The organism is Campylobacter sp. MIT 21-1684 (assembly GCF_026241315.1).
Classification (GTDB): Bacteria; Campylobacterota; Campylobacteria; order Campylobacterales; family Campylobacteraceae; genus Campylobacter_D.
The window spans coordinates 74117-100991 of record NZ_JAPHNA010000002.1 but is presented as its reverse complement, the minus strand read 5'-3'; the positions used below and the strand labels follow the sequence as shown (position 1 = coordinate 100991).

The following is a 26875-nucleotide window of genomic DNA, read 5'->3' as shown; positions in this document are numbered from 1 at the left end:
AGACCTTATAAAAAATTTATAAACATAAAGCTAAAATTTCACTCTATGAAATTTTACAAGGAAAGAGTATGCACGGTAAAATAGCTATTTATATGGATTCCACAGGACGTGGAACGGTAACGAATTCTGCCAAAGTTTTTTTCGATTTTAACAAATATATTTGGAGCGATAAAAGAAGTATGCCGTGTGTTGGTATGCTCGTAGAATTTCATTCTGATGGTAAAAGTATTACAGGAATTCGCCCTTCTCGATTTCAAGAATTTAAAGAAGGTGATTTTATAAACGAGAATGATTTTTGGAGGACTGATAATGACGATGAACTTGAAGATATACAAAATTCACGACGTAGTGCGTATATTACTGAACTTTATCGAAGTACAGATTATGATGCAATAGAAAAAATTCCTCTCTCCTTTACCATTCCTCAAGCTATACAAAATTATTTTGCCGAAGAAATACTTTCTGTTGAAACATTAAAATCAAATGTTCAAGATGAAAAAGAAATCCCTTGTATTTTGGATTATTTTATACTCAAACGTTTTATTAATAAAGCTCTTGACACTCTTATTTTTATGGATAATTCCACAGATCAAACACAATTTGCAGTACTTAAAAGCATAATAATGCATCTTGAAAATTCCTATAATGATATGAAAGACAAACATAAAATGATTAATATCACAAAAATTTTTAATGAAAATTTCTTGTCTTTACAATGCCATTATCAAGCTTTAGTTGCAACAATAGATACAAGAAAAAATCGTTCTTCTTCACTTGAATCACAAATAAAAAACTTACAACTTGAAATAAACTTACGCTCTAATTCCAATCAGGATCCTCTCAAACTAAAGGCAAAAGAAGAGCGTATGGCAAAACTTAAAAAAGAAAACGATTACTATAAAAGCTCACTGAAAAAACTTGATTCTTTACGAAACGATTTTTATAAAAAAAATTTAGGTATCTTCGAAAATGCCTTTAAACTTTCAAGAGAAAAACTTTTTACCAAAATCGCTACTGGTCTAAATCTATGTGCTACAATCATAGATATAAAAATTTGGCATTTGTCTCTCAAATCCACTGGGGTAAAAAATTCATATTTCACAAGAAGCAATATAGAAAATTCTTTTTGTGCTTTAGCTTTTGCAGAACATTATCTAAGTAGACTCAATAAAACAGCACTCAATCCTTTTGATCAAAAACTTTTAATGTATATTAAAAAAATTACCAAAGAACAAAGAAAAAAATTTCTTGTTATAACTTCAGATTTAGATTTACTTTGTAGGATAAAATTAGAAATTTTTGGTATAAATCCTTATTATATTGTCAAATACGCACCAAAAAAAGTTAATTATCAATCTTTAATGCGCGATAACACTTTTGATATTGTCTATATAGATGAAAAACACATTTGGGAGAATGTTGCTGATATTATTTTACAAGGAAAACATTTTGATAAAACAGGCAAGACAAAATTCAAACTTCTCTAGACTCTTCAAAACCATAAAAATTTAAGTTAAATAAAGCTATAATTAACTGCCTGAGCAGTTTGTGATATTTAAAATGATCCAACACAATTTCTATGTACTATGATGTGTGGTTTACCGTGTTCTGTGACTTTGTTTGAGCTTTTACAAAAGTAAGAAGCCGCAGCCTTTAAAAACTACCTAATGGTTTTTTTACTTTATAGGGTCAATCTTATGTTAACGGCTGTTTGGGTCCTATCAAAGGAGAAAATAGATGAAAATTATGATTTTAGGGAATGGCGCACGTGAATATTCTATCGCCTTAGCCTTAAAAAACACACAAAACAATATACAATTTTACTTTGCGCCCGGAAATGGGGCTACAGAAAGTCTAGGTACAAATTTAAATATAAAAGATCCTGTTGTTTTAGCAACATATGCCAAAGAAAAGGAAATTGAACTTTGTATAGTAGGGAGTGAAACTTTTTTAGCCGATGGTGTTGTAGATATTTTTCGTGCTCATAATCTTGTTATTTTTGGTCCAACAAAAGCTGCGGCGATGCTTGAAAGTTCAAAATCTTTTATGAAAAATTTTCTCAAAAAACACCATATTAAAACAGCAAAATTTCTTAGCACTAATTCTTTAAAAAAAGCCGAAGATTTTATTCATACGCTCACACCTCCTATCGTAGTAAAAGCCGATGGGCTGTGTGCAGGTAAAGGAGTTATCATCGCTAAAACACACGAAGAGGCTATTGAAACTAGTGCTAAAATGTTAAGTGGAGAAAGTTTCGCAGAGGCAGGCAAGCTAATCGTTATAGAAGAATTTTTAGAAGGCTTTGAGTTGAGTATCTTTGCTGTATGCGATGGAGAGGACTATATACTTTTACCACCGGCACAAGATCATAAAAAACTCCTCGATGGAGATAAAGGACCAAATACAGGAGGAATGGGAGCATACGCTCCAAGCGCCTTAGCCAATGCAAGTCTTTTGCGTAAAGTGCAAAAAGATATTATTCTTCCAACCTTATCAGGAATGAAAAAAGAAGGAAATGAATTTTGTGGAGTACTTTTTATAGGACTTATGGTAAAAAATAACAAACCTTATGTGCTTGAATTTAATGTGCGTTTTGGAGATCCCGAATGCGAAGTACTAATGCCTCTTATAGAAAATCCTTTAGAACTTTTTTTGGCAACTACCCAAAAAAGACTGCGTTATAGTACTATAAAAATCAAAAAAGAATTTGCTGTTGGAGTGGTTTGTGCAAGTGAGCATTATCCTTACAAAACTTCCAATAAAAGCGAAATTCGAATCAAAAATATCCCTGAAAATTCTCATATCTCTTATGCTGGAGTAAGCTTAGAAAACGGAAAGCTTTTTGCCGATGGTGGTCGTATTTTAGTCTGTGTTGGTACAGGAAAAAGCATACAAGAAGCAAAAGAAAAAGCATACGAACTTTGTGAAAATGTTGAATTTCAAGGCAAACAATTTAGAAAAGACATTGCTTTTTGGGTAGCTCAATGAAAGAAGATTTAACTCATAAACTCGAAAGAGAAAATTTAAAGATTGCAAGTTTTACAAAAAGAATGGTAGCCTATATCATTGATAATCTTATTTTATCGTGTATTGTTTTTGTTATTTTTTATGACAAGTTCGCTATTGCAACGGATTTAAGCGGGATAGATAACATTTTAAGAGATTTTGTTTTTGGTTCTTTTCTACTTCATTTTAGCTATCATACCCTTTTTACCTTTATCTATGGAGCAAGTTTGGGTAAAATGCTCTGTAAAATTATTATTTTAGATGAGAATCTTTTAGACAAACCGACTTTTCTTCAAAGTTGTATTAGAGCTTTTGTAAGAGAATTAAGCAGTATGGCTTTTATGCTTGGCTTTGTATGGGCTTTGGGAAATAATCTACGCAAAACTTGGCAAGATTATGCTGCAAGGACTATTGTCATCGATGTGGCGTAAATTTTGCTTATTGTGCAGTTTAAGTTTTATTTTAAATGCTACTGAAGTTGATATTTATGCTTTAGATGTAAAAAAAGAGGGAGATTTTGTAACAGCTAATGATGATGTAGTTATTTTTTCAGATTTTTATTTTATTACAGCAAACAAAGCTATTTACAATGAACAAACAGGTGAAATTGAACTTTTCGGAGATGTTAATATCTTAAGAGGGCAAAATGAAAGAGCGCATTCAAGTTATGCGAAATTGAAACTTGATGGGAATGAGGGGAATTTTGAAAATTTCTTTTTTACAAACAATAATCTAGAAGTATGGTTTCAAAGCAAACTAAGCTCTTTTGATTCGCTCAAATTTAAGAGCACAATTTCAGCAGTTTCAAGTTGCAATATAGAAAATCCTGATTGGGAAATCCGTTTTAGCGAAGGTTGGCTTAACAGGCAGAGTAATTTTGTACATTTATATAATGCAAAATTGTATGTAAAAAATATTCCCGTTTTTTATCTGCCGTATTTTGGTTTTAGTGCAGACACACACAGACAAAGCGGACTTTTAATACCAAATTTGGTATTAAAAAGTAGCGAAGGTTTGTATTATGAACAACCTATTTATTTTGCACCTTTTGAAAATTTAGACTTGGAGCTTAATCCTCAAATTCGAGCTAAACGTGGTTTTGGTATCTACTCCACCTTACGTTTTATAGACTCATTTTCTTCTAGCGGAGAAGTTAGTTTTGGAATCTTTAGAGAAAATACAAATTACTATAAAAAAGAAAATTTAAAAGAGCAAATTCATACAGGACTTGAAATCAAGTATGCACGAGAATCTTTAGTAAAATCTTTACTTGGAGACAATTTTCAAGAAGGACTTTGGGTTGATGCAACCTATCTTAATGATGTAGATTATCTTAATCTTGGGCACAGAGACTACCGCGATCTCACTTCCTTAATAAGCTCTAAGGTAAATTATTTCTTAGCTGATGAAAATAATTTTTATGGAATGTATGCAAAATACTATATAGATACTTCAAAAACAAATAATAAAAGCACCTTACAAGAGTATCCTTCTTTTCAATATCATCATTTCTTAAATGAGCTTTTCAATGAAAAAATTCGTTATTCTTTTGATGCTTCTTTTCATAAATATTACAGACAGATTGGACCTTATGCTAACCAACTCAATTTTAACCTGCCTTTAAGCTATCATAATGCATTTTTCGGCGACTTGTTGCATTTTACCTTCACAGAAAATGCCTTTGCCTCTTTGATAAATTATACCGGCTCTACTGACAAAGAACACGATTCTTATTTCACTAGCGCACATCAGTTTAATCTTTACACTGATCTCTCAAAAGCTTACGATTCGTATTTTCATACAATCAATTTTGGACTAAACTATTTATTGGTTGGTACTCATTCTGGTCAAATTAGTGAAGAGTATTTAGATATTGAAAAAGAAGAACAGCACCTAAGCCTTTATAACGTGCAATATTTTTACAATAAAAAAGCCCAAAAAAAATTAAAACACCGTTTTAACATTGATTATCTTGATAAAAAAGGTCAATTTGATAAACTTGAAAATCTTCTCACCTATTATTTTAATGAAAATGCCTATTTAAACAACGAACTTGTCTATTCTTATCAGGAGAATCGCTTTACAAATATTATCTCTCAACTTAGTCTCAACATAGACTTTAAAGCTGATTTGGAATTTTCACACGCCTATCAAAATGACAAATACGGTAAATACAGTTTCATAGGTACAAGAACAAATTATAGAGCTTCTGCAAACTATAATCTCTTTGGTGGAATATGGCTTGATATTCAAAGAGCACACCCTAATATGTGGGAACTTGGCTATACTTACCAAAGAAAATGTTGGAATTATTCCTTAGTGTATAGAGAAAGAGTGGATCCTAAACTTACAAGCGGTGGTATTAGTGCGCGCAATCAAAGTGGAGTGTATTTTGTGTTTAATTTTTATCCGCTTGGAGGTGTGAAATATGATTTCTCTTTAAAAGAAAATGAAAATAAAATTTAAAGAAAGGATAGTTTTGTTAGATATTTTTAAAAAAATAACACAAGCATTAACTGCTAAAAAAGGACAAAAAATGCGATATAGCATAGATATAAATGGGAATTTAGAAATTTTTGATGTTAATAAAGTTGCTAAACAAGCTAATGGTGCTGTTTTAATGCAAATAGGAAAAAGTGTCGTTTTAGCCACAGTTACAAGAGAATATGAACAGGTAGAAGAAGATTTTTTACCTCTTACAGTCCAATACATAGAGAAAACATATGCTGCTGGAAGAATTCCGGGAGGATATATCAAAAGAGAAACAAAACCTAGTGAAACTGAAACTTTGAGTGCAAGAATTATAGACCGATCTTTAAGACCACTCTTTCCAGAAGGCTATGCATATCCAACACAAATTGTAGTAATGGTACTTTCTGCAGACACTGAGGTAGATTTACAAGTTATGAGTTTAAATGCTGCAAGTATTGCCCTTTATTTAAGCGATATTCCGTTAAAAGCTCCTGTTTGTGGCGTTCGTATAGCTAAGATAGACGGTACATTCATTCTTAATCCTAGCAACACTCAACTTAAAAAGAGCACGCTTGATCTGTATGTAGCCGGCATAAAAGATGAACTTTTAATGATAGAAATGCGAGCCTTACCTCATTGCGAAGAAAAAGATGATACTACAAATGCTCAAACTAGCACTTTTACTCAAAATATGAATGAACTCAACGAAGATGAACTTTTAGAAGCACTTGATAAAGCACAACAAGCTATTATAAATGGAACAAAAGCATATGAAAAAATTTTTAGCAAGCACAAAAAATATAGTGATATAGAATATAAAAATAAAATTGATATTACGCAAATACTTCATTTTATAGAAAAAAATTTTCATACAGAACTTCAAAACGCTATCAAAGAAATGGCTAAAAGCGAAAGAATAGATCAATTACATCAAATTGCCAAAAAGATTGCACTACATAAAGAAGCAAGCACTTGGAGTCAAGAAAATATAATGAGTGCTTTGCAAACAGCAAAGAAAAAGCTTGTACGAGATCAGATTATCAACAAAGGCAAAAGAGCTGATGGAAGAGCTTTAAATGAAATTCGTCCTTTAAGCATAGAAACAAATATTTTGCCTAATGCTCACGGCTCTTGTCTCTTTACCAGAGGACAAACGCAAGCCCTTGTTGTAGCAACTTTAGGCACAGACAATGATGCACAACTTTTTGAAACCCTCACCGAAAAACATACTATTAATGAAAGATTTATGATTCATTATAATTTTCCAAGTTTTTGCGTAGGTGAAACAGGTGCTCTTAAAGCTCCGGGTAGAAGAGAATTAGGACACGGAAATTTAGCTAAAAGAGCTTTATATCCTAGTATAGAACAAAATTATCCTTATGTAATTCGTCTCGTAAGTGAAATTTTAGAAAGCAATGGTTCAAGCTCTATGGCAACAGTATGCGGAGCTTCCCTAGCTCTTCGTGCTGCAGGTGTTACAAATCTTAAGTTAGTAGCAGGTGTGGCTATGGGACTTATTATTGAAGGAGATAAAGAAGCTATACTTACTGATATTATGGGTTTAGAGGATCACGATGGGGATATGGATTTTAAAGTTGCAGGAAGTAAAGATGGTATAACTGCCTTGCAAATGGATATTAAACTAGGTGGTATTGAAAAACACACTCTAAAAAAAGCTTTGTATCAAGCAAAAGAAGCGAGACTTTCTATATTAGAACATATGGAAAAATCTGCTAAAGAAATTGTTGTCAATGAGGAAATTCTTCCAAAACTTGAATCTTTTCTTGTTGATCCGTCTAAAATTGTTGATATTATAGGACAAGCAGGTAAGACAATTAAAGAAATTATTGAAAAATTTGAAGTTTCTATAGACTTAGATAGAGAAAAAGGCGAGGTAAAAATTACTGCGAATCAAAGCAATCAAATACAAGCTGCCAAAGAATATATTATCACTCTTATAAACGGTCAAAAATCTGGAAAAAAAATTAACAGAGAAAAAGATTTATCTGCTTTTGAAATAGGTGAGGAATTTATAGGTGAAGTAAAAAAAATAGCTGGATTTGGGGCTTTTGTAGAACTTAAAAATGGAATTGATGGTTTGCTTCATCATTCTAAATGCAAACATTTAAATTTAACTCGAAATGATAAAGTAAAAGTCAAAATTGATGAAATAAAAAATGGTAAAATTTCTGTGGATTTGTGCGAATGAATCAGAGGTATTATTCGTTTGAACCTTTCTTTGATGCCAATTCTCTTGTACTCATCTTAGGTTCTTTTCCTTCTGTAAAATCAAGACAATTTGGATTCTATTATCAACATCCAAGAAACAGGTTTTGGAGAATTTTAGAAAAACTTTATGGAGTCAAACTTGAGGATATATCAAGTCAAAAGCAATTTTTAAAACAAGAAAAAATAGCTCTATGGGATATTATTGCTAGTTGTAAGATAAAAAATTCTGATGATAAAACTATATCATATGCCAAAGCAAATAATCTTCACGATTTTTTACCTCAAACACAAATTAAACAAATTTTCACCACAGGAAGATATGCTTTTCATTTTTTTAAAAAATTTTATCCTAATCTTCAAGCTCTTGCTTTACCTTCAAGTTCACCGGCAAACTTACATTTTTCTTTTGAAAATCTTGTTGAAGCATATAGTATTATAAAAGAAACTACACAATTCTTTTCAAACAAGAAAGACTTATACAATAAATTCTAAAAACAGAAAATAAAAATAAAAACACTTCTTCATTTTCACAATTCACTACTTATCACTTTTCCTACGATTACACTCGCGACAGAGCATTTGGCAATTTTCTTTCACGCTTTTACCTCCCTTGCTCCAAGGCTTGATATGATCAGCCTCCATTTCCTCTATCGCAAAAGTTTCTTTGCAATGCGGACAAATGCCCTCTTGCGCCTCATACACTGCCCGAATTATGCCCTTGTCAAATGCCCTTAAATTGAGGTGTTTTTCCTCTCCACTTAGCACATACGCGTAAATGCCACTCTTTTTTTGCACCTCATCATCAGCCATAAGCTTTGCCACACGAGATTCTAGCTCCTCTTTATCCAAAGGCTTATCTTTATACTCATTATACAAAAGTCCCCATTCTATACCTTTCATCTCCTTGCGGTATGTTGGGAATTTCATCTCCACCCAATCAATGACTGCGCAAAAATAGCCCCATAACTCATCAGCATTTTTGCAATCTTTCGCACTCTTTGCCATATACTCACAAATCGCCTTATCCTCCCTTTTGCCCACTATCCACGCAAGAGCAGATTCTAAAAACTCCTGCCTTATACTTGAGCCATTTAGATACCTCCCGCCTTTTTGTTCCGCTAGAGAGTTTGTTTTGCTAAATCTCCTTTTGGCATCACTTAGCCACACACTCGCATAAATCGCATTACGCAATTCTTGCTCTGTGAGCCTCTCTCCTGCGATATTAATCACCCTAAACCACTCTAGCTTCTCACTTTCCTCTCCCTCACACACATAAATCATCAACTCATAGTTTAAAAACGTTTCTTTTCTGTCCTCTGGCAAAGTATGAAAATACTGCTCTTTAAGCGAAAAATCACCCTTATAATACTCGCAAATGCTAATGGTTCTTTGCTGCCCATCTAGCACTTCATATTCATACTCGGCATTAGATTCGGTGTTTCTCACCCAATACATTGTATTTAAAGGGAATCCTTTGAAAATCGTCTCAATCACCGCATTTCTTTGCTTGTCTTTATACACAAACTCCCTTTGGTATTTAGGGCGGATATTGAGTCTTGCTTGAGAATCTTCACTTTTGCAATCCCCATAGGCTACCACTTCTCCACTCTCCTCATCTCTGCTATACCCTGCTACTAAGTCCTTAACTTTGATTCTACACTCTGTGATTTTCATTTTGCTCCTTTAGTTTAATTGTAATTCCTTTTGATTGTCCTGTGCTGAAGGGATTCTGCGGATAAGGATTCGGGCGTAGATTTTTTTGCCATTTATGTATGGATAACCAAAGTTAAACTCATCAATCCCTGTTGTGCTCATTTTACCCACTATCTCAAATTGTTTAGGATTATGCTTGTCTAAAAATGTAATAGGCACGCCCATAACGCCCTCATAATCAAGCGGAATCTGATTTGTTTTATCCACATTAATAGCGTCATAGTTATCATACTTTGGGTATTTCTCGGGAGTTTTGGCATAGGAATAAATTGTCTCTAAAAGCTCGTGCCGTTTTTTATAGTCTAAATTGACAAACCAACGCACACCTTTTATTCTAAGAAATCTATTGCCATATTCATCAATTCTCACACCAGCAGCATTAAGCGGATAATGTGGAGGAACGCCAAATTCTCTATCGCCGCTTTTTATACTTGCTCCTAGCCAAAGTTTATTCGCCTTGATTAATCTAAAAATTTCTTTATAAGTAATAGCATTTACATTCCCAATAATCAAAAATTTTTTATCATAGTGTATCAGTTGGGCGACATACTCGCGGAAGAGTGAAAAAGGCGGGTTGGTTACGACAATATCGCTTTGCTTGAGGAGTTCTATACAATCCCTACTCCTAAAATCCCCTGCATTGCCCTCTCCAAAATCCTCGCTAACAAATAAAACACCTGTGGTATGGCAATATCTATCTGGGGTTAGCTCTTGCGTGCAAGATTCTAGCTTTTGTTTATTGTTTTCAAAGGCTTTTTGGGTTTTTTGACTTTGGTTTTTAGCTTTTGTAAGAGTGAGTGCAAGGAGAGATTCTATTCTTTCTAGTGGGTGAGATTTTATGCTATGAGGTTCTACCCCCCCCCCCGAATTATTGAGGGCAGATTCAGCTTCAGCCCTGCAAATGCGCAGCGCATAGGATTTTTTGGGAGATTGCTCTTTACTTATTTCTTTGTAATTTTGACTTTTATAACAAGTGGTAATAAGCTCTTTTAGCTCCAAACGCTTGAAGTTTAAGAAAAAATATTTGAAAAAATTGGATTCTAGTGGGTCATCGCAGTTACAATACACAACTTTATCCTTAAAGTCTTTCTTATTATAGTTCGCAAGTTCTTTTTCTATATCGCTAAGCTGTGTGTAAAACTCATCTTTTTTATTTGCTTTTGCCTCGTGTAGATTGCTGTTCTTTGCCATTTGTACCTTTCTTAAATAAAGAAATTATAGAAAAAATATTTATTTAAAGCAACTCTATTCATCGAAAACCAAATAAAAAGATTTCAAAAATGAGATTTAATTCAAGCGAAATTCTTTAATAGCATTCTTTGCTCCTTCAAACATAAAAATGAGATCAGAAGCTAAAGTTACAAAATCAAATCCAAGTCTTGCCATTCTTTTCGCATAAAAAGCTGAAAGATTATGAATTCCTGCGTACTTCTTATGGCTCTTTGTTTTGCGTAAAATCAAAGAAATATTTTCCAAAATTGTCTCATTTTCTTGATCAAATTTCGGGGTAATTCCAAAAGAACTTGATAAATCAGCAGGTCCTATATACACTCCATCAATTCCTTTAACATTAAGAATGTCATCAAGGTTAGCTATAGCTTCCTTAGTTTCAATCATAGCAAAAACACAAATTTCTTGATTTGAGTTTTCAAAATAATTTTTTTTAAGAAATTTTGCACGAAGAGGACCAAAACTCCTTTTTCCTAAAGGAGGATACCTTGACCATTCAACAAGTTTTTGTGCATCTTGTGCCGTGTTAATCATAGGACAAATAATCCCATCTACACCAGCATCAAGAGTTTTCATCAACACTCCAGCTTCAAGCCAAGGGATTCTAGCAAAAACAGGAGTTTTCGTACTTTGTATGCTTGTGAGCATAGGAATAAGTGTAGAGTACTCACTTATTCCGTGTTGCATATCTACTGTTAGAGTATCAAATCCCGCATAAGCCATAACTTCCGCACTAAAATTATTATTAAGACTTATCCAGCCATTTAAAGTTGTGCTATTATTGCTCCATTTGTTCTTAATAGTATTCATTTGAAATCTTTATTTATATTGTTGAGTAATGATTTTTGAATGAAGATATTCATACATTCCTTCTTCACCGCTCTCTCTCCCAAAGCCACTTGCTTTAATCCCTCCAAAAGGAATTTCAGCAGCAGCCAAAGCAAAGCTGTTAATTCCTACCATACCTGAACTTAGATTCTGTGCAGTGAGTTGGGCTTTTTCAAGTGAAGTAGTAAAGCTGTAAGATGCTAGAGCGTATTCTGTACTATTTGCTTTTTGAAAGACTTCTTCAAGAGCAGAAAAACTTTGCAAAAGAGCTATAGGACCAAAAATTTCATCGCAAAGCAAAGGCGAAGTGTCAGGTAAATCTCTAATGACTGTTGGTTCAAAAAAATATCCTTTTGTAAAACCTTCTGCCCTTTTGCCGCCGCATAGAATCTGCCCTTTATTTTCTTTGGCTTTTTCGATGAAGCTTTCAATTTCTGTTACTCTCTTTTTTGTGATTAAAGGACCCATATCAACATCTTCATCTAAGCCATTTCCAAGTTTTATTTTTAAAGTTTCTTTTCTAAAACATTCACAAAACTCATCCATAATGCTACTATGGATATAAAAACGAGTCGGAGAAACACATACTTGTCCTGCATTTGCAAATTTTGTTTTGACACACAAAGCAGCAACTTCTTCAACATTTACATCTTCGTGTATAATCACAGGAGCGTGTCCTCCAAGCTCCATAGTTACTTTTTTTAAAGTAATACTTGAATCTTTAATCATTTGTCGTCCAACAAAGGTCGAACCTGTGAGAGAAATTTTTCTTACACGAGTATCATTCATCACAAGAGAAGAGATAAGTGAAGCATTTCCGCATAAAAGACTCACCATTCCTTTTGGAAATTCTGCTCTGTGTAAAGCTTTAAAAAGGCATTTTGTAACAAGAGGAGTAAGATCTGAACTACGGACAATAATAGGACAACCGGCTGCTAAAGCAGGAGCAATTTTTCTTGCACTAAGCAAAAGAGGAAAATTCCAAGAAGAAAATGCAGCAACTATCCCTATGGGCTCATAGTTTATATAAACTTGAGTATTTTTATTCCTACTTTGTAGAATTTTTCCTTGTATCCTTTTGGTCTGTTCGCTAAACCAAATAAACTGATCTTTAGCAAGATGAATTTCCCTCCTACTTTGAGCAAGAGGTTTTCCTGTTTCTTTTGTGAGTATGGTAGCAATTTCATCGATATTTTCTTTAAGAAAATCTGCAACCTTAAGAATTTTTTCAGCCCTTTGCCAAGTGTCAAGCTCTTTGTATGTTTGTAGTGCAATATCGGCTGTGTCAATAGCCTCATTAATCTGTTCTTTTGAAGCCGAAAAAATCGTTCCTAAAATTTCTTCATTGCAAGGGTTAATAACCTCAAAACTTTGCTCTTTGCCTCTTACAAATTCTCCATTAATATAAAGATCATAACCGTCATATTTATTCATTCTTCACTCTCCAATTTTATATTGTTTTTTAAACTCATCTATACAAACAAGACTTTTTGTTTGTAGAGACTTTGCAGCAGCTAAAGCTACAAGAGTTGATTGTATGCTTTCCTCAATACCAACGCTTGGCTTCTTACCATTGCAAAAATTAGTGATAAAATCGTCTAATTCATTTTTATACGAATCTATATAACGTTCCAAAAAAAAGTCTAAAGGATTTTGTCTGTTTTGATTACGGGAATTACACAAAGTTACTGAATTTTCATATTTATTCTCACAAAAAACCCGTCCTTTCTTTCCAAAAACCTCTAGGCGTTGATCATAACCATAAACAGCTTGACGGCAATTTTCAATCACAGCTAAAGCACCGTTAGAAAGATGCAAAGTCATAGTTGCTGTATCTATATCATCATAGTCTGTAACAAAGTTTCTCCCGCTTACGAATATTTCTTCTACTTGACTTTTTGTAATAAAAGCAAGCATATCAAAATCGTGAATGCTCATATCCAAAAATATTCCACCAGAGCTTTCTACATAGGCTTTTGAAGGTGGTGAAAAATCTCTTGAAATAATATGAATTTGAATAATATCTCCTACTTCACCTTCGCTGACAAGTTTTGCTATTTGGTGAAAATTTGCATCAAAGCGTCTGTTAAAACCTACTTGCAAAAAACCTTGAGTTTCTTTAAGAATTTGCTTAATTTCTAAAATTCGATTTAAATCTAACTCTATGGGCTTTTCACAAAATACAGCTTTTTTTGCTCTCAAAGCTTCTTTAATAAGCTCATAATGTGTATCACTTGGTGTGCAGATAAAAACAGCTTCAATTTCATTGTCTTGTAAAAGTTCATCTTTCTCTTTATAAACGGTTCCATTAAGAGTACAAAGAAAATCTTTATCAATAAAAGGATCAGAAACTGCTTTCAAAATGACTTGTGGATGATTAAGTAAATTTTTTATATGAATTTTTCCTATTCTCCCTGTTCCAAAAACTCCGATTCGAATCTGTCTCATTTTTTCTCCTTAAAAAATTCTTGGCTCTTGATTCTTTCTGTTGCCTGTGCTTAAAAAATCAAAATCACACCCCTCATCAGCTTGAGTAACATACTGAGTGTAAAGTTTTACATAACCTGATTCATACTCCCTTTTTGGCGCTTTATAAGCCTTTCGACGCTCTGCAAGTTCTGCTTCATCAACACAGAGTTCTAAAAGTCTTTTTTCTACATCTAAATGGATAATATCTCCTGTTCGTACCAATGCTAAATTTCCACCTATGAATGATTCAGGACTAACGTGCAAAATACAAGCTCCATAGCTTGTTCCACTCATTCTTGCATCAGAAATACGTATCATGTCTTTCACTCCAAGCTTCAGCAATTTTTTAGGAATTGGCAATTGCCCCCATTCTGGCATACCCGGAGCACCTACTGGACCAGCATTTTTCAAAACAAGCACAGTATTTTCATCTACACAAAGCGTTTCATCATCAATATTTGCTTTAAGCTCTTCTATATCCTCATAAACTAAAGCTTTGCCTCTATGTTTTAAAAGTCTCTTTTCACAAGCAGATTGTTTTAAAATAGCACCATTGGGACAGAGATTGCCTTTGAGTACTGATAAGGAAGGTTCTTTATTGAATGGTTTTTCAAGAGTAGAGATTACTTCAGGATTAAATACTTCAGCATCTTTAATATTTTCATACAATTTTTTTCCATTGATTGTATTAATATTATGCAGTTTTGATTGCAAAACTTTTTGCAAGGCTAAAATTCCACCGGCATAGTAAAAATCTTCCATAACATATTTTCCAGAAGGCTTAAGATTGAGGAGTAAAGGAATATCCTTGCCAATGTTTTCAAAATCATCAAGTTTTAAAGAGAGGTGAGCTCTTTTTGCAAGTGCTAAAAGATGGATAATAGCATTTGTAGAACCACTAGTAGCATTTAAAGTGATGATAGCATTTTCAAAGCATTCTCTTGTAAGAATATCTGAAGGTTTTATATCTTCCTTTGCTAATGCTACTATCCTCACTCCACATTCTCTAGCCATACGACGATGATTTGAATCCACAGCAGGTATTGATGATGCACCCGGTAAAGAAACCCCTAATGCCTCTGCCATTATCATCATAGTAGCAGCAGTTCCCATTGTCATACACGTTCCTGCACTTCTTGCTATGCCCATTTCAAGTTGTTTCCATTCACATTCTGAAAAACATCCCGCCTGCTTTAAATCCCAATATTTCCAAACATCCGTCCCACTTCCTAAAACTTCCCCTCTATAATTTCCTCTTAACATTGCCCCTGCTGGCATATAAATAAGAGGTATATTGCAAGAAAATCCGCCCATTAAAACACCCGGTGTAGTTTTATCACAGCCTCCCATTAAAACCGCTCCATCAACAGGAAAAGCGCGAAGCATTTCTTCAACTTCCATAGCTAAAAAATTACGAAACATCATTGAAGTTGGTTTCATAAGCTGTTCTGCCACGCTCATCACAGGAAGTTCTAATGGAAAACCTCCTGCCTGCAATACTCCCCTTTTAATATCCTCCACTCTTTCTTTAAAATGGGTATGACAAGTGTTAAATTCATTCCAAGTATTAACAATAGCAATAATAGGTTTGCCTATGTATTCTTCTGGACTATACCCCATTTGATTAACACGGGAGCGGTGTCCAAAACTTCTTAAATCATTCCTTTCAAACCATCTTAAACTTCTCAACTTTTTCATTCAACTTCTCCCACAAATTCTTCTTTTTTGCTTGTATTTGATTGTGTAATTGCCTCAATTACCTTTGCGACTTTAGCTGCACAAAGAAAGTCTGCTTGATGAATTATTTTATTACTATAGATATTTTCTAAAAAATTGGCTATTTCAATTACCTTTAAATCATCATAACCCAAACTTGAACCATCAGAAGGATTGAAATACTGATGATAAGGATGTTTAGGCGAAGAATAAATTTTTCTGTATCCATTCAAAGCATCCTCTTCCTCTTTTAAGAAGACTTCTAAAACATTCATCTCTTCAAAATTCCATTTCACACTTCCTTTTTCTGCAAAAATTTCAAAACAATGTCTTGAAGTTGGACCATAAAAAACTCTTGAAGCATCGATAAAACCCTCACAGCCATTTTTAAAACTAACCATAGCTCCTGCATAATCATCATTAGTTACAACTTTCTTTTCAGCATTTTCATCTGCTTTTGCATAATGACTTTGTCCATCTTTAGCAAGAGGTCTTTCGTGTAAAAAAGTTTTCATAATCCCACTGACACTTTTAATATCACCGATTAAATAATGAGCCATATCAATGCTATGACTAAGCAAATCGCTTATCGCGCCCAAGCCATTTTCTTTTTCAAACCTCCACGAATAAGCTCCAAGTTTATCAGCTGCATAGCAAGAAAAAAAACTTCCTTTGTAATGGTGAATTTTTCCTAATTTTCCACTTGAAATAAGTTCCTTACTAAACTGAACTAAAGGAGCCCAGCGATAATTAAAACCAACAAAACTTTGTTTATTTGAATTTTTACTAAGCTCATAAGCTTTTAGTGTTTCTTGAGGAAAAGCACCAACAGGTTTTTCGCAGTTTATGTGTTTGTTTTTTTGCAGACAATATTCAATGATTTCTAAATGCAAAGAATTTGGTGCGGTAATATCGACTATATCAACTTCAGGGTGATCAACAACATCTTTCCAAGAGGTACTATATGTTTTAAAACCAAATTTTTCTTTTGCCCTTTGTGCCCTTTCTTGTAAAATTTCACTGCAAATGATAAGTTCTGGAATTATGCCTGTATGAGCAAATTTTATTTTGTAATTAATATAAGCACTGCTGTGAGTTTCACCCATCCAACCCATACCAATAACACCTATGCCATATTTTTTCATTTTTTGTCTTTCTCTTGCAATAAACCTTGTATAAATTCAAAAGCAGCTTGAGAGTACTCAAAAGGGTCTGCTTTTCTTGGATCCTGCTCGGCTTCTATCACAATCCACCCGCTATATTTGTTTTCTTTTAAGCATTCTATAATGCTACAAAAGTCAATCGCCCCATTACCGGGCGTTGTAAAAATTCCTTCAAGTACTGCTTCCAAGAAATTACAATCCTTTTGCAAACATTGCCTTTTAATATTTTCTCTAACATCTTTCAAATGTATATGATAAATTCTCTCTGTATGTTTTTGCAATTCGTAAAGAGGATGAGCCCCAGCAAAATAAAAATGTCCTGTGTCAAAAGTAAGCCCTACTTCTTTTGAGCAATACCGTAAAAATAAATCCACCTCTTGTGCTGTTTGTATAATAGTTCCCATATGATGATGATAAGCAAGTGTTACCCCATTTTGTTTGACAAAGTCGTGCAAAATGGAATATTTTTCAGCATACTTTTTCATTTCATCATTGCTTAAAATCGGTTTTTTACTTAAAGAAATAGCTTTTCCTTGAATAGTATTTGAACATTCAGCATACACTATATTTGAACATCCATTAAAAACTCTTCTTTCTATTTCTTTAAGTAAATTTTCTTTTTCCTCTTCTAAAGAATTTATCAATAAATTTCCACTAAACCAACCTCCTGCAAGCTCTAAGTTATAATCTTTTAAAATGCTTTTGAGTTCTTTTTTATCGTTTGGAAATTTACTGCCTAATTCAACCCCGTCAAAACCTATATTTTTCGCATCATCTAAAAAAGTCTGCAAACTTGTTTCTCCACCAAGTTCTCTAAGATCATCATTACTCCAAGCAATAGGAGAAATAGCTATTTTAACGCCAATTTCATCATTCATTCATATTCCCTTTCTTTGCTTGAGACTTTGCATTTCATAGTTTTTTCTTGCTTGAATTATGCTCTCTTTATGGCTTACTTCAGGGACTCCAACTTCCCACCAAGTATTTGAATATTCAGTCCAATCATAAGCAGAGACTTTAATATGAATAACGAAACTTTCTTTACTCTCTCTTGCCTCCTTAAAAAGAGCTTGAAATTCTTCTAAGGTAGAGGCAAAACCACCATTAGCACCTAAACTTTTCGCGTGAGCGACAAAATCTATCATAAATGCTTCCCTTGTTCTTTTGCAATCTTTGATAAGATTGTTAAAAGGCTCTCCACCTTGATGTACTTGCAAACGGTTAATAACCGCATAGCCTTCATTGTCGCAAACAAGTATGATCATTTTATCCCCCGTTAATACCGAAGAATATAACTCACTATTAAGCATCATATAAGAACCATCTCCACACAATACGATAGTATCGCCTTCTTTATGAGCAATAGCACAACCGTAACCACCGGAAATTTCATACCCCATACAAGAAAAACCATATTCGTGATCAATAGAACCAAAGGCTAAGTTTTTCCATAAGGTATTAAATTCCCCCGGTAAGCCGCCAGCTGCAAGAACTATTTTATCTTTTTCATTAACAAGAGTATTAAGACAACCAATAACATTTGCATAGCTTAAAAGCTCTCCTTTGCTTTCACATCTTTGACTAATATACACATCGTAATTTCTCTTCTTTTCAAATGCTAAGTCTAAAAAATTTGTATCGGCTTTATAGTTTTTACACAAAGGGAGTAATTCTTTTAAAGCCTCTTTAGCATCAGAGCATAATGCCAAACTTTGATGTTTGATTGCATCAAGACTACAAGTATTTATAGTAATCAGCTTTGTATTTTGATTGAAATTTGTCCAAGAAGCAGTGGTAAAATCCTGCAATCTACTTCCTATAACTACAACACAATCACTCTCTTTTAACAAATCATTAGCTGATTGTGAGCCCAAAATTCCGACAGGACCAATATTGTATTTTTCATTATGCTTACAAAGAGATTTTGCACTTGCAGTCGTTACAAAAGGAATTTGTAAGCTTTGTGAAAACTGCAAAAGTTCTTCTTGTGCTTCTGAATAAATAACCCCGGCACCTGCTAAAATGACAATTTTTTTATTTTGAATTATCAGTCTTGCAGCCTGCTGTAATTTTTCTCTATCAGCTCTTTGTCTTGGTATATGATGGACTCTTTTTTCTAAAAAAGTCAGAGGAAAATCAAAAGCTTGAGCTTGAGTATCTTGACAAAGCCCAAGAAAGACAGGTCCGCAAGTTGCAGGATTTAAAAGAGTTTCAAGAGCAAGAGGGAGGCTGTGCAAGAGTTGTTCTGGGATGGTAATTCTATCCCAATACTTTACTATAGGTTTAAAGCAGTCATTTGCAGATGCTGTGGAATCATAATTTTGTTCAATCTGTTGTAATACGGGAGTAGAAAATCTGTTATGGAAATAATCTCCAGCCAATACTAAAAGAGGCAAAGAATTCGTATAAGCGACTCCACAAGCTGTAATCATATTAGTAGCGCCCGGACCTATTGAAGAGCTTACAAACATTATCTGTTTTCTGTTTTTTGCTTTTGTAAATCCAAGTGCTGCCAAAGCCATAGACTGTTCATTTTGACCTCTGTATGTCGGCAATTCTTCTCTTGCATCATACAAGGATTCTGCCAAACAAGTTACATTGCCGTGCCCAAATATCCCAAAACCTCCATAAAAAAGTCGCTCTTCTTTGCCATTAACAGAAAGATATTGAGATTTTAAAAATTGCACGAGAGCTTGTGTTGTTGTTAAACGCAGTGTTTTCATTCTTATTCCTTATAAATTGTAAGCATTTTCACCAAGCTCATCACTTAAATCTTGTATAGTTTTATCTCCAGCCATTTTGCTTTGTAAATTTTCAATGCTTATTTCGCTTTTTTTGAAAGTTCCTAAAGTTTTTCCTCTATTAAGTATGGTAAATCTATCACCAACAGCATAAGCGTGATAGACATTATGGGTGATAAAAATGACTCCCAAATTTCTTTTACGCGCTTGTAAGATATATTTTAAAACCATAGAAGATTGAGCTACTCCTAAGGCAGAAGTTGGTTCATCCAAAATTAAGACTTTTGCACCAAAATGCACGGCTTTAGCAATAGCAAGGCATTGTCTTTCACCACCGCTTAAAGTCCCAATAGGTTGAGAAGGCTCTCTAACGCTAATGCCTATATCCTTCATAGCTTCTATAGTTATTTTGTCAGCTTTTTTGAAATCCATTATCTTTAAGAAAAGAAATTTTTTAAGAATTTCATCCTCTCTGCCTAGAAAGAAATTCCTTGTTAGGGACATTAAAGGAATGGTTGATAAATCTTGATACACAGTAGCCACACCCTCATCAAGAATTTTTTGAGGAGTCGGAGAAATCACATCTTTATTGTTGATTTTATAGACTCCTGAAGTTTTTTCGTGCACTCCTGCCAAAGTTTTTATCAGTGTTGATTTACCTGCTCCATTATCGCCAAGCAAGCACATAACCTCACCCGGATATAAGTCTAAACTTATACCATTAAGTGCTATGATATTGCCAAAATGTTTTGTAATATTTTCAATATGAATAAGAGCTTCTTTTTGCATTTTATTGCCTCATAATTTTTTTTCGAATAGAATCGCTAAAGATGACAGCTATTAAAAGCATACAACCCAAAAACACTCTAAAATAATCGCTGTCAATGCTTGTGTAAGAAATTCCTATATTTACAACACCAAAAATTAACGCTCCTAAAAAGGCACCGATAACAGTCCCATATCCTCCTGTCAGCAAAGCCCCACCCATAACAACAGCAATAATTGCCTCAAATTCTTTCAAAAGTCCTCTTTGAGCATCTGCTGAACCATAATCAAACACTTGACACGCCGCAAAAACACTAGCGCAAAAAGCAGTAAGCATAAAAAGAGCAATTTTGACTTTATTTGTAGGAACGCCCATATTTTTAGAAGCTTGTTCATCTCCTCCTGTTGCATAAATCCAATTGCCATATTTTGTTAGTCTTAAAAGTATAACTCCAAGTATGCTCAAGCCTATCCACCACACTATGACCATTTTAATGCCACTTACCACAGGAGTGCCATCAGGATAGGTTGTAATAAGTTGATGTTTTGCTAAAAAACTAAAAACTTCAGTAAAAGTTTCACCTCCAAAGAATGCTGCAAACCAACTTTCACTAGAATACTCATTCACTCCAGAAACAAGGGTTTGATTTGTAAGGAGTCTTGAAAGTGCTACTGTCAAACCCCTTAAAATAAACAAAGAACCGAGAGTAACTATAAAGGAAGGCAGTTTTGTCTTTATAACCAAATATCCATTTATAAAACCAATAAGCATAGAAACAAGAAATGTAAGAATGATAGCAAGTGAAACATTCATCTTATATTCCACAATTAAAATAGCCATCATCATTCCAGAAAAACCTATCATAGAACCTATGGACAAATCAAACTCGCCCGCTATCATCAACAAACAAACTCCTACTGCAAGTATGCCTATCAAAGCAGCTTGCTCTATCCAAGAAAGACTTCCTTCCAAAGAGAACATATCACCACTTGCAAGAAAGAAAAAAATTACAAAGATTACGACTGCTCCAAGCACAGGAGGAAATTCTGGCTTTTTGAGAATTTTCTTCAGTAGGCTTTCTTTTTTAAGTCTTTCATCCATAAAATGCCCCTATCTGTATGTTCCTGCAAGCTCTTCAACTTGCTTTACATTGTTTTTATCCACAAAAGCAGGTCCTGTTAAAACATCTACACTTGGGATAACTCCATATTTTGCATACTGCGCTAGGAAAATGATAGGCAAATAACCTTGAAGATATTGTTGTTGGTCAATTGCAAATTGAATCACATTATCTTTAATCGCTTGTGTGATTTCTTTTGAAAGATCAAAGGTTGCAAAATATTTTTCTATTCTTTTTTTCTTTAAAAGATCTATTGTTGCAGAAGCTGAAATAGGTCCTATAGTCAAAATAGCATCAACATTTTTTAAATAAGGTTCAAGTCTTTTTTGGATTTCGCTTGGGTCATACCCAGTATCAATCATATTGTTTTTAATACCCAAACCATCAGCAAAACCTTGACATCTTTGTTCTAAAACCGTGTTTGTAATCTCGTGATTAACACAAACAAAGCTTTTTACTCCAGCCTCTTTTGCTTTTTTTCCAGCTAATAAGCCTGCTTTATATTCAGAAGAGCCTATATACATCAAAGTACCAAGTTCTTTGCTAACTTCTTCTCCTGAATTGACGACTATGACTGGGATATTTAAGTCTCTTGCTTTTTTAATATCCTTTGAAAGAGCATTTTTATCTGGTATAGTAACAATAAGTCCATCAGGTCGTTTTGAAACAGCTGATTGTATCAGTCTTGCCATCTCTGTCTTGTCCCCATTTGCAGGATTGCGGTAATCAACCTTGACTTTTGTTTCTTTAGCTGCATCACTCACTCCGTTTTTAAAAACGCTCCAAAAAGGATCTCCATCAGTCCCGTGTGTTACAAAAACAATATTTATATCTTTAGCCAAAGCTAAAGTACAAAGACACAATACCATCAAAAAAACTTTGTTTAACATAATAACTCCTTAAGCAATATATTACGATATAATACAGATTATTTTTTTAATTTTGAAAAAATATTAAATAATTGAGGAATTATTTTGTAAATTTGCCGCTATAAAGTTACATAAAGTTACATAAAGTTACATAAAGTTACATAAAATAGGATATTTTTTCAAAAAAAATATAAAATTATGTTAGATTTCAAACAAGAGTTACAAGTCTCAATCACACATTTTTTAAACTGTTTAAAATTTGTATTTAGAAATAAAAACTCATAACCAAATAAGGAGAAAGAATGAATAAACTTAAGGCTTTAGTAGATGGACAATTCATAGAAAGCAAAAGCGACAAATTTGTCGAATCGCTTTCTCCACTTACAGGAGAAGTTTTGGTGCGCGTACCTTGTATGCTTAAAAATGAAATAGATCGAGCTGTTCATTCAGCGCATAAAGCTTTTTTAGAATACAGAGATACTCCCATAATGACAAGGGTAAGAGCAATGTTGCAGTACCAAGCTCTACTTAAAGAAAATTTAGAGCAATTGGCTACAATTTTAGCAAAAGAACAGGGTAAAACTCTTGATGATGCAAAAGGAGATATAGTACGAGGATATGAAGTAGTCGAATTTGCTTGCAGTGCTCCTACTTTGTTGATGGGTGAAACAGTCGAAAATGTTTCTAAAGGTATTAATACTTTTTCTTATAAACAAGCTTTAGGAGTATGTGCTGGAATCACACCTTTTAATTTTCCCGGAATGATTCCTTTGTGGATGTTTCCACTTGCTATTGTATGTGGCAATGCTTTTATTTTAAAACCTTCCGAACTTGTTCCACAAACTGCAATGCGTTTGGCAGAGCTTTTCCTGCAGTGTGATGTTCCTAAAGGAATCTTACAAGTTGTACACGGACAAAAAGAACAAGTTGATATGCTTTTAGATCATCCTTTGATTAAAGCCTATTCTTTTGTTGGTTCTCCAGCTGTTGGTGCGTATATTTACTCACGTGCTAGTGCAAATTTAAAAAGGGCTCAAGCTTTGGTAGGAGCTAAGAATCATATGGTTATTATGCCTGATGCTGATGAAGAAAAGGCTGTCAATGCCCTCATAGGTTCTTCTATGGGTGCTGCGGGACAAAGATGTATGGCTACTTCTGTTGTTATTTTTGTTGGTGAAGCAAAAAAATTTATTAAAACCTTGCTTGATCGTTTAAAAAGCGTTAAGCCCGGAGCATATAATGATCCTAAAGCAGCTTATGGACCACTTATTAGTAACGAGGCTCTTGAACGAGTGAAAAAAATCATTGAAAGTGGGATTGAAGAAGGAGCTACTTTGGCTTTAGACGGAAGAGGGATAACAATAGAAGGCTACCCTAATGGAAACTGGCTTGGACCTTGCGTTTTTACTAATGTGAATACAAATATGCAAATTTATAAAAAGGAAATTTTTGCTCCTGTACTTTGTGTTTTAGAAGTTCAAACCCTTAATGAAGCTATCAATATCATCAATACAAACGAATTTGGCAACGGTACTTCTATCTTTACAAATTCTCTCTCAGCCTCCTCACTCTTTGTCAAAGAAATCAGCGTTGGTCAGGTTGGCGTTAATGTTCCTATACCTGTACCTTTACCTTTTTTCTCTTTTACAGGTTGGAAAGGTTCTTTTTATGGGGATTTACACGCTTATGGCAAACAAGCTGTAACCTTTTATACAGAAACAAAAACTGTAACTCAAAGATACTTTACAAATGAGAAAGAAAACATAATCTTTAATTTTGAAGAAAAACATTCCTAAGAAATTGTAAAATAATGCCAATGAAATATTCCCTTTGCAGAATTTCTTGGAATAGAAGCTTGCTTTTAAGTGCTATCATTGATTTGCTTTTTTAAAATTCTTAGCTAGAAAACTCAAAAAAAGTTTCGGTGGCGGACAGAGAGGGATTTGAACCCTCGAGACCCGTTAAGATCTGCACCCTTAGCAGGGGTGTGGTTTCAGCCACTCACCCATCTGTCCAAAAGTCTAATTATATAGAAAATACATAATATACAGCTTAAAACCGCTAAACACTACAATAAAACAAAATTACAGTAACCAACAAACCTAAAATAAATACTATAATCTGTCCCTTTCTCTCTTTTTTGTTTGCGAAAAAAGTAATAATAAGTCCAGAAATATAAAGCAGAAACAAAACTATGCCCAAACCAACACTTAAAACAGAAAAATACCACTCTCCTTTATCTTTATGCAACATCATCATATCTCCCAGTACGCTTCTTGTTTGTGTTGTAATTTTATATTGATTTTCCCCGATCAAAGTCATTATAATGCTATAATGAACTCCTCCCATAACATAAGTATTATTTTTTTTGCCTGTTTTTAATTGGGTGTTTGAGGGAATTTTAATTCCTTGTTCTTTTAAAAAATTCAATAATTGTTGCTGTTCCTCTCCTTTTTCAATCTTTTTTTCTAAAATATAATCCTGTTCTTCCATACCAATACTTGAGTGAAAATCAAAAAGAAACAGAAGACCTGAAAGAGCAAAAATCAAAGCAGCAGGAAGAAAAAAAAGACTACAATAGATATGTATTTGTCGAAAGAGTTTGTTTTTATTTATCATTAATGTACCTTTATTAGCCTTTACAAAAGCAAAGTTTATTCTTTATAATGTATTATAAAAGTAAATTTAAAATCAAGTCTTATTAAGACCTGATTTTATTTCTTATCTACAATGTTGTAATTGTAAGGTGCAAGGTTTTTATCATTTACTAGATATTGGGCGGGAGGATTACCATTGACATTACCGTGTTTATAATAACGCTCACCTGCTTTGTGTTCATTAACATCTACTTTATAATGAATTTCACCCGGATTGAGCTGTTGCATATCATCAAATCCCAAATTTGAAGTTTTAAAATCTTTAATGTGATTGGCATTTGCAATTTCAACGAGTTTTGTTTGTCCCTGTCTTGCCATATCAATAGCTTGTAAAAGCATTCTTGAAGCTTCTCTTGGATTATGAAAACCTGTTGAATTTTCAGCACCAACAAAATCTGCTCTCATTTGAGCTTTTCTATGGAGTTCTAAAACTTCTTTGAGAGTATCTGAAATCTTAGCCTTATCAGCTTGTCCATCTGTTTGATACTCTACTAAAACACCGAGTTTTTCTCTTAATGTTTTAATATCTGTTATCAAACTTACTATGCCGTACTCTGCTGTTCTTAAATCATAAGCGACAGAATTTTGAATATCTTTAATCTGTGCTCGTAAATAATCCTCGCTTTGAGTATGACAAGTCTTACACGCTGAATTAATATCTTGCAGAGGTGAAGTGATATTGTGTTGAGTAAGTTTTTTTGAACCTTTTCTTATATAAGGCATATGACAATCGGCACAACTTACACCATTTGCAGCATGCACACCACCACTATAAAGCTCACTTTCTGGATGTTGAATCTTAATCATAGGTGCATCTGTGATTTTATGCACCCAGTCTTTATTGAAAATAGCACGTATCTTCTCATAATAATCATCAAACATTTCTATTCTAAATGGTTGTCCTTTTTTCCATTCAGCCCAAGGGAATACAAGTTCTATACCATCAACTTCAATTTCAGTTGGCTTGTTACCATCTCTCCAAAATTCGTATTCATCATAAGTCTTTTGAGTACCATTCCACCATTTTTTTGAAGTATCGTTTGTAATACTCTCTCCCATAACCGTAACTTTTTGCCCAGTTGGTCTAAAATAATATTCAACGTGACATTGAGAACAAACCAAAGTTCTCATCTCTTCCCTGCTCGCTTTTACACCTGTAATTGCGTCAGCTTCATAGCCTCTAAATTGAACTAAAGCATTAATCGCTGCTGGTCTTGTCAAACGAAGTTGCATATCGTTTGGATTATGACAGTCAGCACAGGTAACGCCCATTCTCTTGCCACCGTGAGGTCCTGCGTGTTGTTCGGAATTTTCCACTATACCATTGAGCGCTGGAATATTTTTAATCATAGTCCAATATTTTGTAGAATTAAAAGCAATCCAATCATTTTGTGCTATGTTTTTTAAAAGCCAAGGAGTCCAACCACTATGGCAATTCATACAGGCTGTAGGCTGACCACCAAAACCGGCAAAACCGTGCGCATTAAGAAAATCTTTATTATTTCTTGCCGTATCCATTTGATCAACCTGTATCCAAAAATGCCCTCTTTCTTCATTTGCATCGATTGAAAAAGGATAGCCTGCCCAAAGCAAAGTTAATTGCGGATAACGTATCAGTTTTGAATACGCTAAATTTCCACCAAATTCTGTAGGAATAGGCTTTTGAGTTTCCACTTGCAAATACATATCTAAATGATCAGGAAAATTCTTACCCCATTCATCAAAGACAGGATTGTCATCACTTAATTCAACAAAATTTTTGTTATCAATCCCTCCTAAGCCTTCATTTTGTTTCTTGCTAATGTCGTTATTGAGCCATAAAACCGCCCCTATAAGCACAACCAAAACAACTATACCAAACAATGAAATTTTCTTATTCATACCAATCCTTTAAAA

At 33.9% G+C, this 26875-nt stretch carries 21 protein-coding genes and 1 tRNA gene; 7 read left to right on the top strand and 15 right to left on the bottom strand.

What is annotated here, in order from left to right:
- Window positions 1-68 precede the first annotated feature (68 nt).
- The 6 genes from OQH62_RS01360 to OQH62_RS01335 all read left to right on the top strand — a co-directional run bounded on the left by OQH62_RS01360 (window position 69) and on the right by OQH62_RS01335 (window position 8199).
- Window positions 69-1487, top strand: a complete 1419-nt coding sequence (locus tag OQH62_RS01360) for a hypothetical protein (protein WP_266012821.1) — start codon at window positions 69-71, stop codon at window positions 1485-1487.
- A 250-nt stretch (window positions 1488-1737) separates the two neighbouring features.
- Window positions 1738-2988: a phosphoribosylamine--glycine ligase gene (gene purD, locus OQH62_RS01355; protein WP_266012818.1), complete on the top strand. Its 1251-nt coding sequence runs from the start codon at window positions 1738-1740 to the stop codon at window positions 2986-2988.
- Complete coding sequence (locus OQH62_RS01350) at window positions 2985-3437, top strand: RDD family protein (protein WP_266012815.1); 453 nt, start codon at window positions 2985-2987, stop codon at window positions 3435-3437. The genes purD and OQH62_RS01350 overlap by 4 nt, the downstream gene beginning before the upstream one ends.
- A complete protein-coding gene (locus OQH62_RS01345) occupies window positions 3427-5472 on the top strand; it encodes an LPS-assembly protein LptD (protein WP_266012812.1) in 2046 nt (681 codons plus the stop codon). Before OQH62_RS01350 ends, OQH62_RS01345 begins: the two co-directional genes overlap by 11 nt.
- A gap of 70 nt (window positions 5473-5542) precedes the next feature.
- The gene (locus OQH62_RS01340; protein WP_266012976.1) at window positions 5543-7687 is read left to right on the top strand and encodes a polyribonucleotide nucleotidyltransferase; all 2145 of its coding nucleotides are present in this window, start codon (window positions 5543-5545) and stop codon (window positions 7685-7687) included.
- Window positions 7684-8199 carry a DNA-deoxyinosine glycosylase gene (locus tag OQH62_RS01335; protein ID WP_266012809.1) on the top strand — a complete coding sequence of 172 codons (516 nt, stop codon included), beginning with the start codon at window positions 7684-7686 and terminating at the stop codon, window positions 8197-8199. The genes OQH62_RS01340 and OQH62_RS01335 overlap by 4 nt, the downstream gene beginning before the upstream one ends.
- A 45-nt stretch (window positions 8200-8244) precedes the next feature.
- On the opposite strand, the gene OQH62_RS01330 is transcribed toward OQH62_RS01335, so the two are convergent.
- The 12 genes from OQH62_RS01330 to OQH62_RS01275 form a co-directional block, all read right to left on the bottom strand.
- A complete protein-coding gene (locus tag OQH62_RS01330) occupies window positions 8245-9381 on the bottom strand; it encodes an HNH endonuclease family protein (protein WP_266012806.1) in 1137 nt (378 codons plus the stop codon).
- 9 nt (window positions 9382-9390) lie between these two features.
- Window positions 9391-10611: an adenine-specific methyltransferase EcoRI family protein gene (locus OQH62_RS01325; protein WP_266012803.1), complete on the bottom strand. Its 1221-nt coding sequence runs from the start codon at window positions 10609-10611 to the stop codon at window positions 9391-9393.
- Window positions 10612-10707: 96 nt separating this feature from the next.
- Window positions 10708-11460, bottom strand: a complete 753-nt coding sequence (locus tag OQH62_RS01320) for an HpcH/HpaI aldolase family protein (protein WP_266012801.1) — start codon at window positions 11458-11460, stop codon at window positions 10708-10710.
- 9 nt (window positions 11461-11469) lie between these two features.
- Window positions 11470-12912, bottom strand: coding sequence for an NAD-dependent succinate-semialdehyde dehydrogenase (locus OQH62_RS01315; protein WP_266012799.1), 1443 nt, complete (start codon window positions 12910-12912; stop codon window positions 11470-11472).
- A gap of 3 nt (window positions 12913-12915) precedes the next feature.
- On the bottom strand, window positions 12916-13926 hold the full coding sequence (gene iolG, locus OQH62_RS01310; RefSeq protein WP_266012797.1) for an inositol 2-dehydrogenase: 1011 nt from the start codon (window positions 13924-13926) through the stop codon (window positions 12916-12918).
- Between the two features lie 9 nt (window positions 13927-13935).
- On the bottom strand, window positions 13936-15645 hold the full coding sequence (gene araD, locus OQH62_RS01305; RefSeq protein ID WP_266012795.1) for an L-arabinonate dehydratase: 1710 nt from the start codon (window positions 15643-15645) through the stop codon (window positions 13936-13938).
- Window positions 15642-16808 carry a Gfo/Idh/MocA family protein gene (locus tag OQH62_RS01300; protein WP_266012793.1) on the bottom strand — a complete coding sequence of 389 codons (1167 nt, stop codon included), beginning with the start codon at window positions 16806-16808 and terminating at the stop codon, window positions 15642-15644. The genes araD and OQH62_RS01300 overlap by 4 nt, the downstream gene beginning before the upstream one ends.
- On the bottom strand, window positions 16805-17704 hold the full coding sequence (gene iolE / locus OQH62_RS01295) for a myo-inosose-2 dehydratase (protein ID WP_266012791.1): 900 nt from the start codon (window positions 17702-17704) through the stop codon (window positions 16805-16807). The genes OQH62_RS01300 and iolE overlap by 4 nt, the downstream gene beginning before the upstream one ends.
- On the bottom strand, window positions 17705-19549 hold the full coding sequence (iolD, locus tag OQH62_RS01290; RefSeq protein ID WP_266012789.1) for a 3D-(3,5/4)-trihydroxycyclohexane-1,2-dione acylhydrolase (decyclizing): 1845 nt from the start codon (window positions 19547-19549) through the stop codon (window positions 17705-17707).
- Window positions 19550-19558: 9 nt separating this feature from the next.
- A complete protein-coding gene (locus OQH62_RS01285; protein WP_266012787.1) occupies window positions 19559-20356 on the bottom strand; it encodes an ATP-binding cassette domain-containing protein in 798 nt (265 codons plus the stop codon).
- Window position 20357: 1 nt separating this feature from the next.
- Entirely contained in the window at window positions 20358-21434 is a 1077-nt protein-coding gene (locus OQH62_RS01280; protein WP_266012785.1) for an ABC transporter permease, read from the bottom strand.
- Between the two features lie 9 nt (window positions 21435-21443).
- Entirely contained in the window at window positions 21444-22343 is a 900-nt protein-coding gene (locus OQH62_RS01275) for a sugar ABC transporter substrate-binding protein (protein ID WP_266012783.1), read from the bottom strand.
- A gap of 281 nt (window positions 22344-22624) precedes the next feature.
- On the opposite strand from OQH62_RS01275, the gene OQH62_RS01270 reads away from it, so the two are divergent.
- Window positions 22625-24118, top strand: coding sequence for a CoA-acylating methylmalonate-semialdehyde dehydrogenase (locus OQH62_RS01270; RefSeq protein WP_266012781.1), 1494 nt, complete (start codon window positions 22625-22627; stop codon window positions 24116-24118).
- 129 nt (window positions 24119-24247) lie between these two features.
- Here the strand turns inward: OQH62_RS01270 and OQH62_RS01265 are convergent.
- From OQH62_RS01265 to OQH62_RS01255, 3 genes are all read right to left on the bottom strand, one after another.
- Window positions 24248-24337, bottom strand: a tRNA-Ser gene (locus OQH62_RS01265).
- Between the two features lie 46 nt (window positions 24338-24383).
- Window positions 24384-24941: a hypothetical protein gene (locus OQH62_RS01260; RefSeq protein ID WP_266012779.1), complete on the bottom strand. Its 558-nt coding sequence runs from the start codon at window positions 24939-24941 to the stop codon at window positions 24384-24386.
- A gap of 95 nt (window positions 24942-25036) precedes the next feature.
- Window positions 25037-26860 (bottom strand): ammonia-forming cytochrome c nitrite reductase subunit c552, encoded by a 1824-nt coding sequence (locus OQH62_RS01255; RefSeq protein WP_266012777.1) that lies wholly within the window; start codon window positions 26858-26860, stop codon window positions 25037-25039.
- Window positions 26861-26875: the final 15 nt, after the last annotated feature.

Excerpts from the sequence above, each read along its gene's own strand:
- OQH62_RS01360 (WP_266012821.1), top strand. The coding sequence starts at position 69 with ATGCACGGTAAAATAGCTATTTATATGGATTCCACAGGACGTGGAACG.
- purD (WP_266012818.1), top strand. The coding sequence starts at position 1,738 with ATGAAAATTATGATTTTAGGGAATGGCGCACGTGAATATTCTATCGCC.
- OQH62_RS01350 (WP_266012815.1), top strand. The coding sequence starts at position 2,985 with ATGAAAGAAGATTTAACTCATAAACTCGAAAGAGAAAATTTAAAGATT.
- OQH62_RS01345 (WP_266012812.1), top strand. The coding sequence starts at position 3,427 with ATGTGGCGTAAATTTTGCTTATTGTGCAGTTTAAGTTTTATTTTAAAT.
- OQH62_RS01340 (WP_266012976.1), top strand. The coding sequence starts at position 5,543 with ATGCGATATAGCATAGATATAAATGGGAATTTAGAAATTTTTGATGTT.
- OQH62_RS01335 (WP_266012809.1), top strand. The coding sequence starts at position 7,684 with ATGAATCAGAGGTATTATTCGTTTGAACCTTTCTTTGATGCCAATTCT.
- OQH62_RS01330 (WP_266012806.1), bottom strand. The coding sequence starts at position 9,381 with ATGAAAATCACAGAGTGTAGAATCAAAGTTAAGGACTTAGTAGCAGGG.
- OQH62_RS01325 (WP_266012803.1), bottom strand. The coding sequence starts at position 10,611 with ATGGCAAAGAACAGCAATCTACACGAGGCAAAAGCAAATAAAAAAGAT.
- OQH62_RS01320 (WP_266012801.1), bottom strand. The coding sequence starts at position 11,460 with ATGAATACTATTAAGAACAAATGGAGCAATAATAGCACAACTTTAAAT.
- OQH62_RS01315 (WP_266012799.1), bottom strand. The coding sequence starts at position 12,912 with ATGAATAAATATGACGGTTATGATCTTTATATTAATGGAGAATTTGTA.
- iolG (WP_266012797.1), bottom strand. The coding sequence starts at position 13,926 with ATGAGACAGATTCGAATCGGAGTTTTTGGAACAGGGAGAATAGGAAAA.
- araD (WP_266012795.1), bottom strand. The coding sequence starts at position 15,645 with ATGAAAAAGTTGAGAAGTTTAAGATGGTTTGAAAGGAATGATTTAAGA.
- OQH62_RS01300 (WP_266012793.1), bottom strand. The coding sequence starts at position 16,808 with ATGAAAAAATATGGCATAGGTGTTATTGGTATGGGTTGGATGGGTGAA.
- iolE (WP_266012791.1), bottom strand. The coding sequence starts at position 17,704 with ATGAATGATGAAATTGGCGTTAAAATAGCTATTTCTCCTATTGCTTGG.
- iolD (WP_266012789.1), bottom strand. The coding sequence starts at position 19,549 with ATGAAAACACTGCGTTTAACAACAACACAAGCTCTCGTGCAATTTTTA.
- OQH62_RS01285 (WP_266012787.1), bottom strand. The coding sequence starts at position 20,356 with ATGCAAAAAGAAGCTCTTATTCATATTGAAAATATTACAAAACATTTT.
- OQH62_RS01280 (WP_266012785.1), bottom strand. The coding sequence starts at position 21,434 with ATGGATGAAAGACTTAAAAAAGAAAGCCTACTGAAGAAAATTCTCAAA.
- OQH62_RS01275 (WP_266012783.1), bottom strand. The coding sequence starts at position 22,343 with ATGTTAAACAAAGTTTTTTTGATGGTATTGTGTCTTTGTACTTTAGCT.
- OQH62_RS01270 (WP_266012781.1), top strand. The coding sequence starts at position 22,625 with ATGAATAAACTTAAGGCTTTAGTAGATGGACAATTCATAGAAAGCAAA.
- OQH62_RS01260 (WP_266012779.1), bottom strand. The coding sequence starts at position 24,941 with ATGATAAATAAAAACAAACTCTTTCGACAAATACATATCTATTGTAGT.
- OQH62_RS01255 (WP_266012777.1), bottom strand. The coding sequence starts at position 26,860 with ATGAATAAGAAAATTTCATTGTTTGGTATAGTTGTTTTGGTTGTGCTT.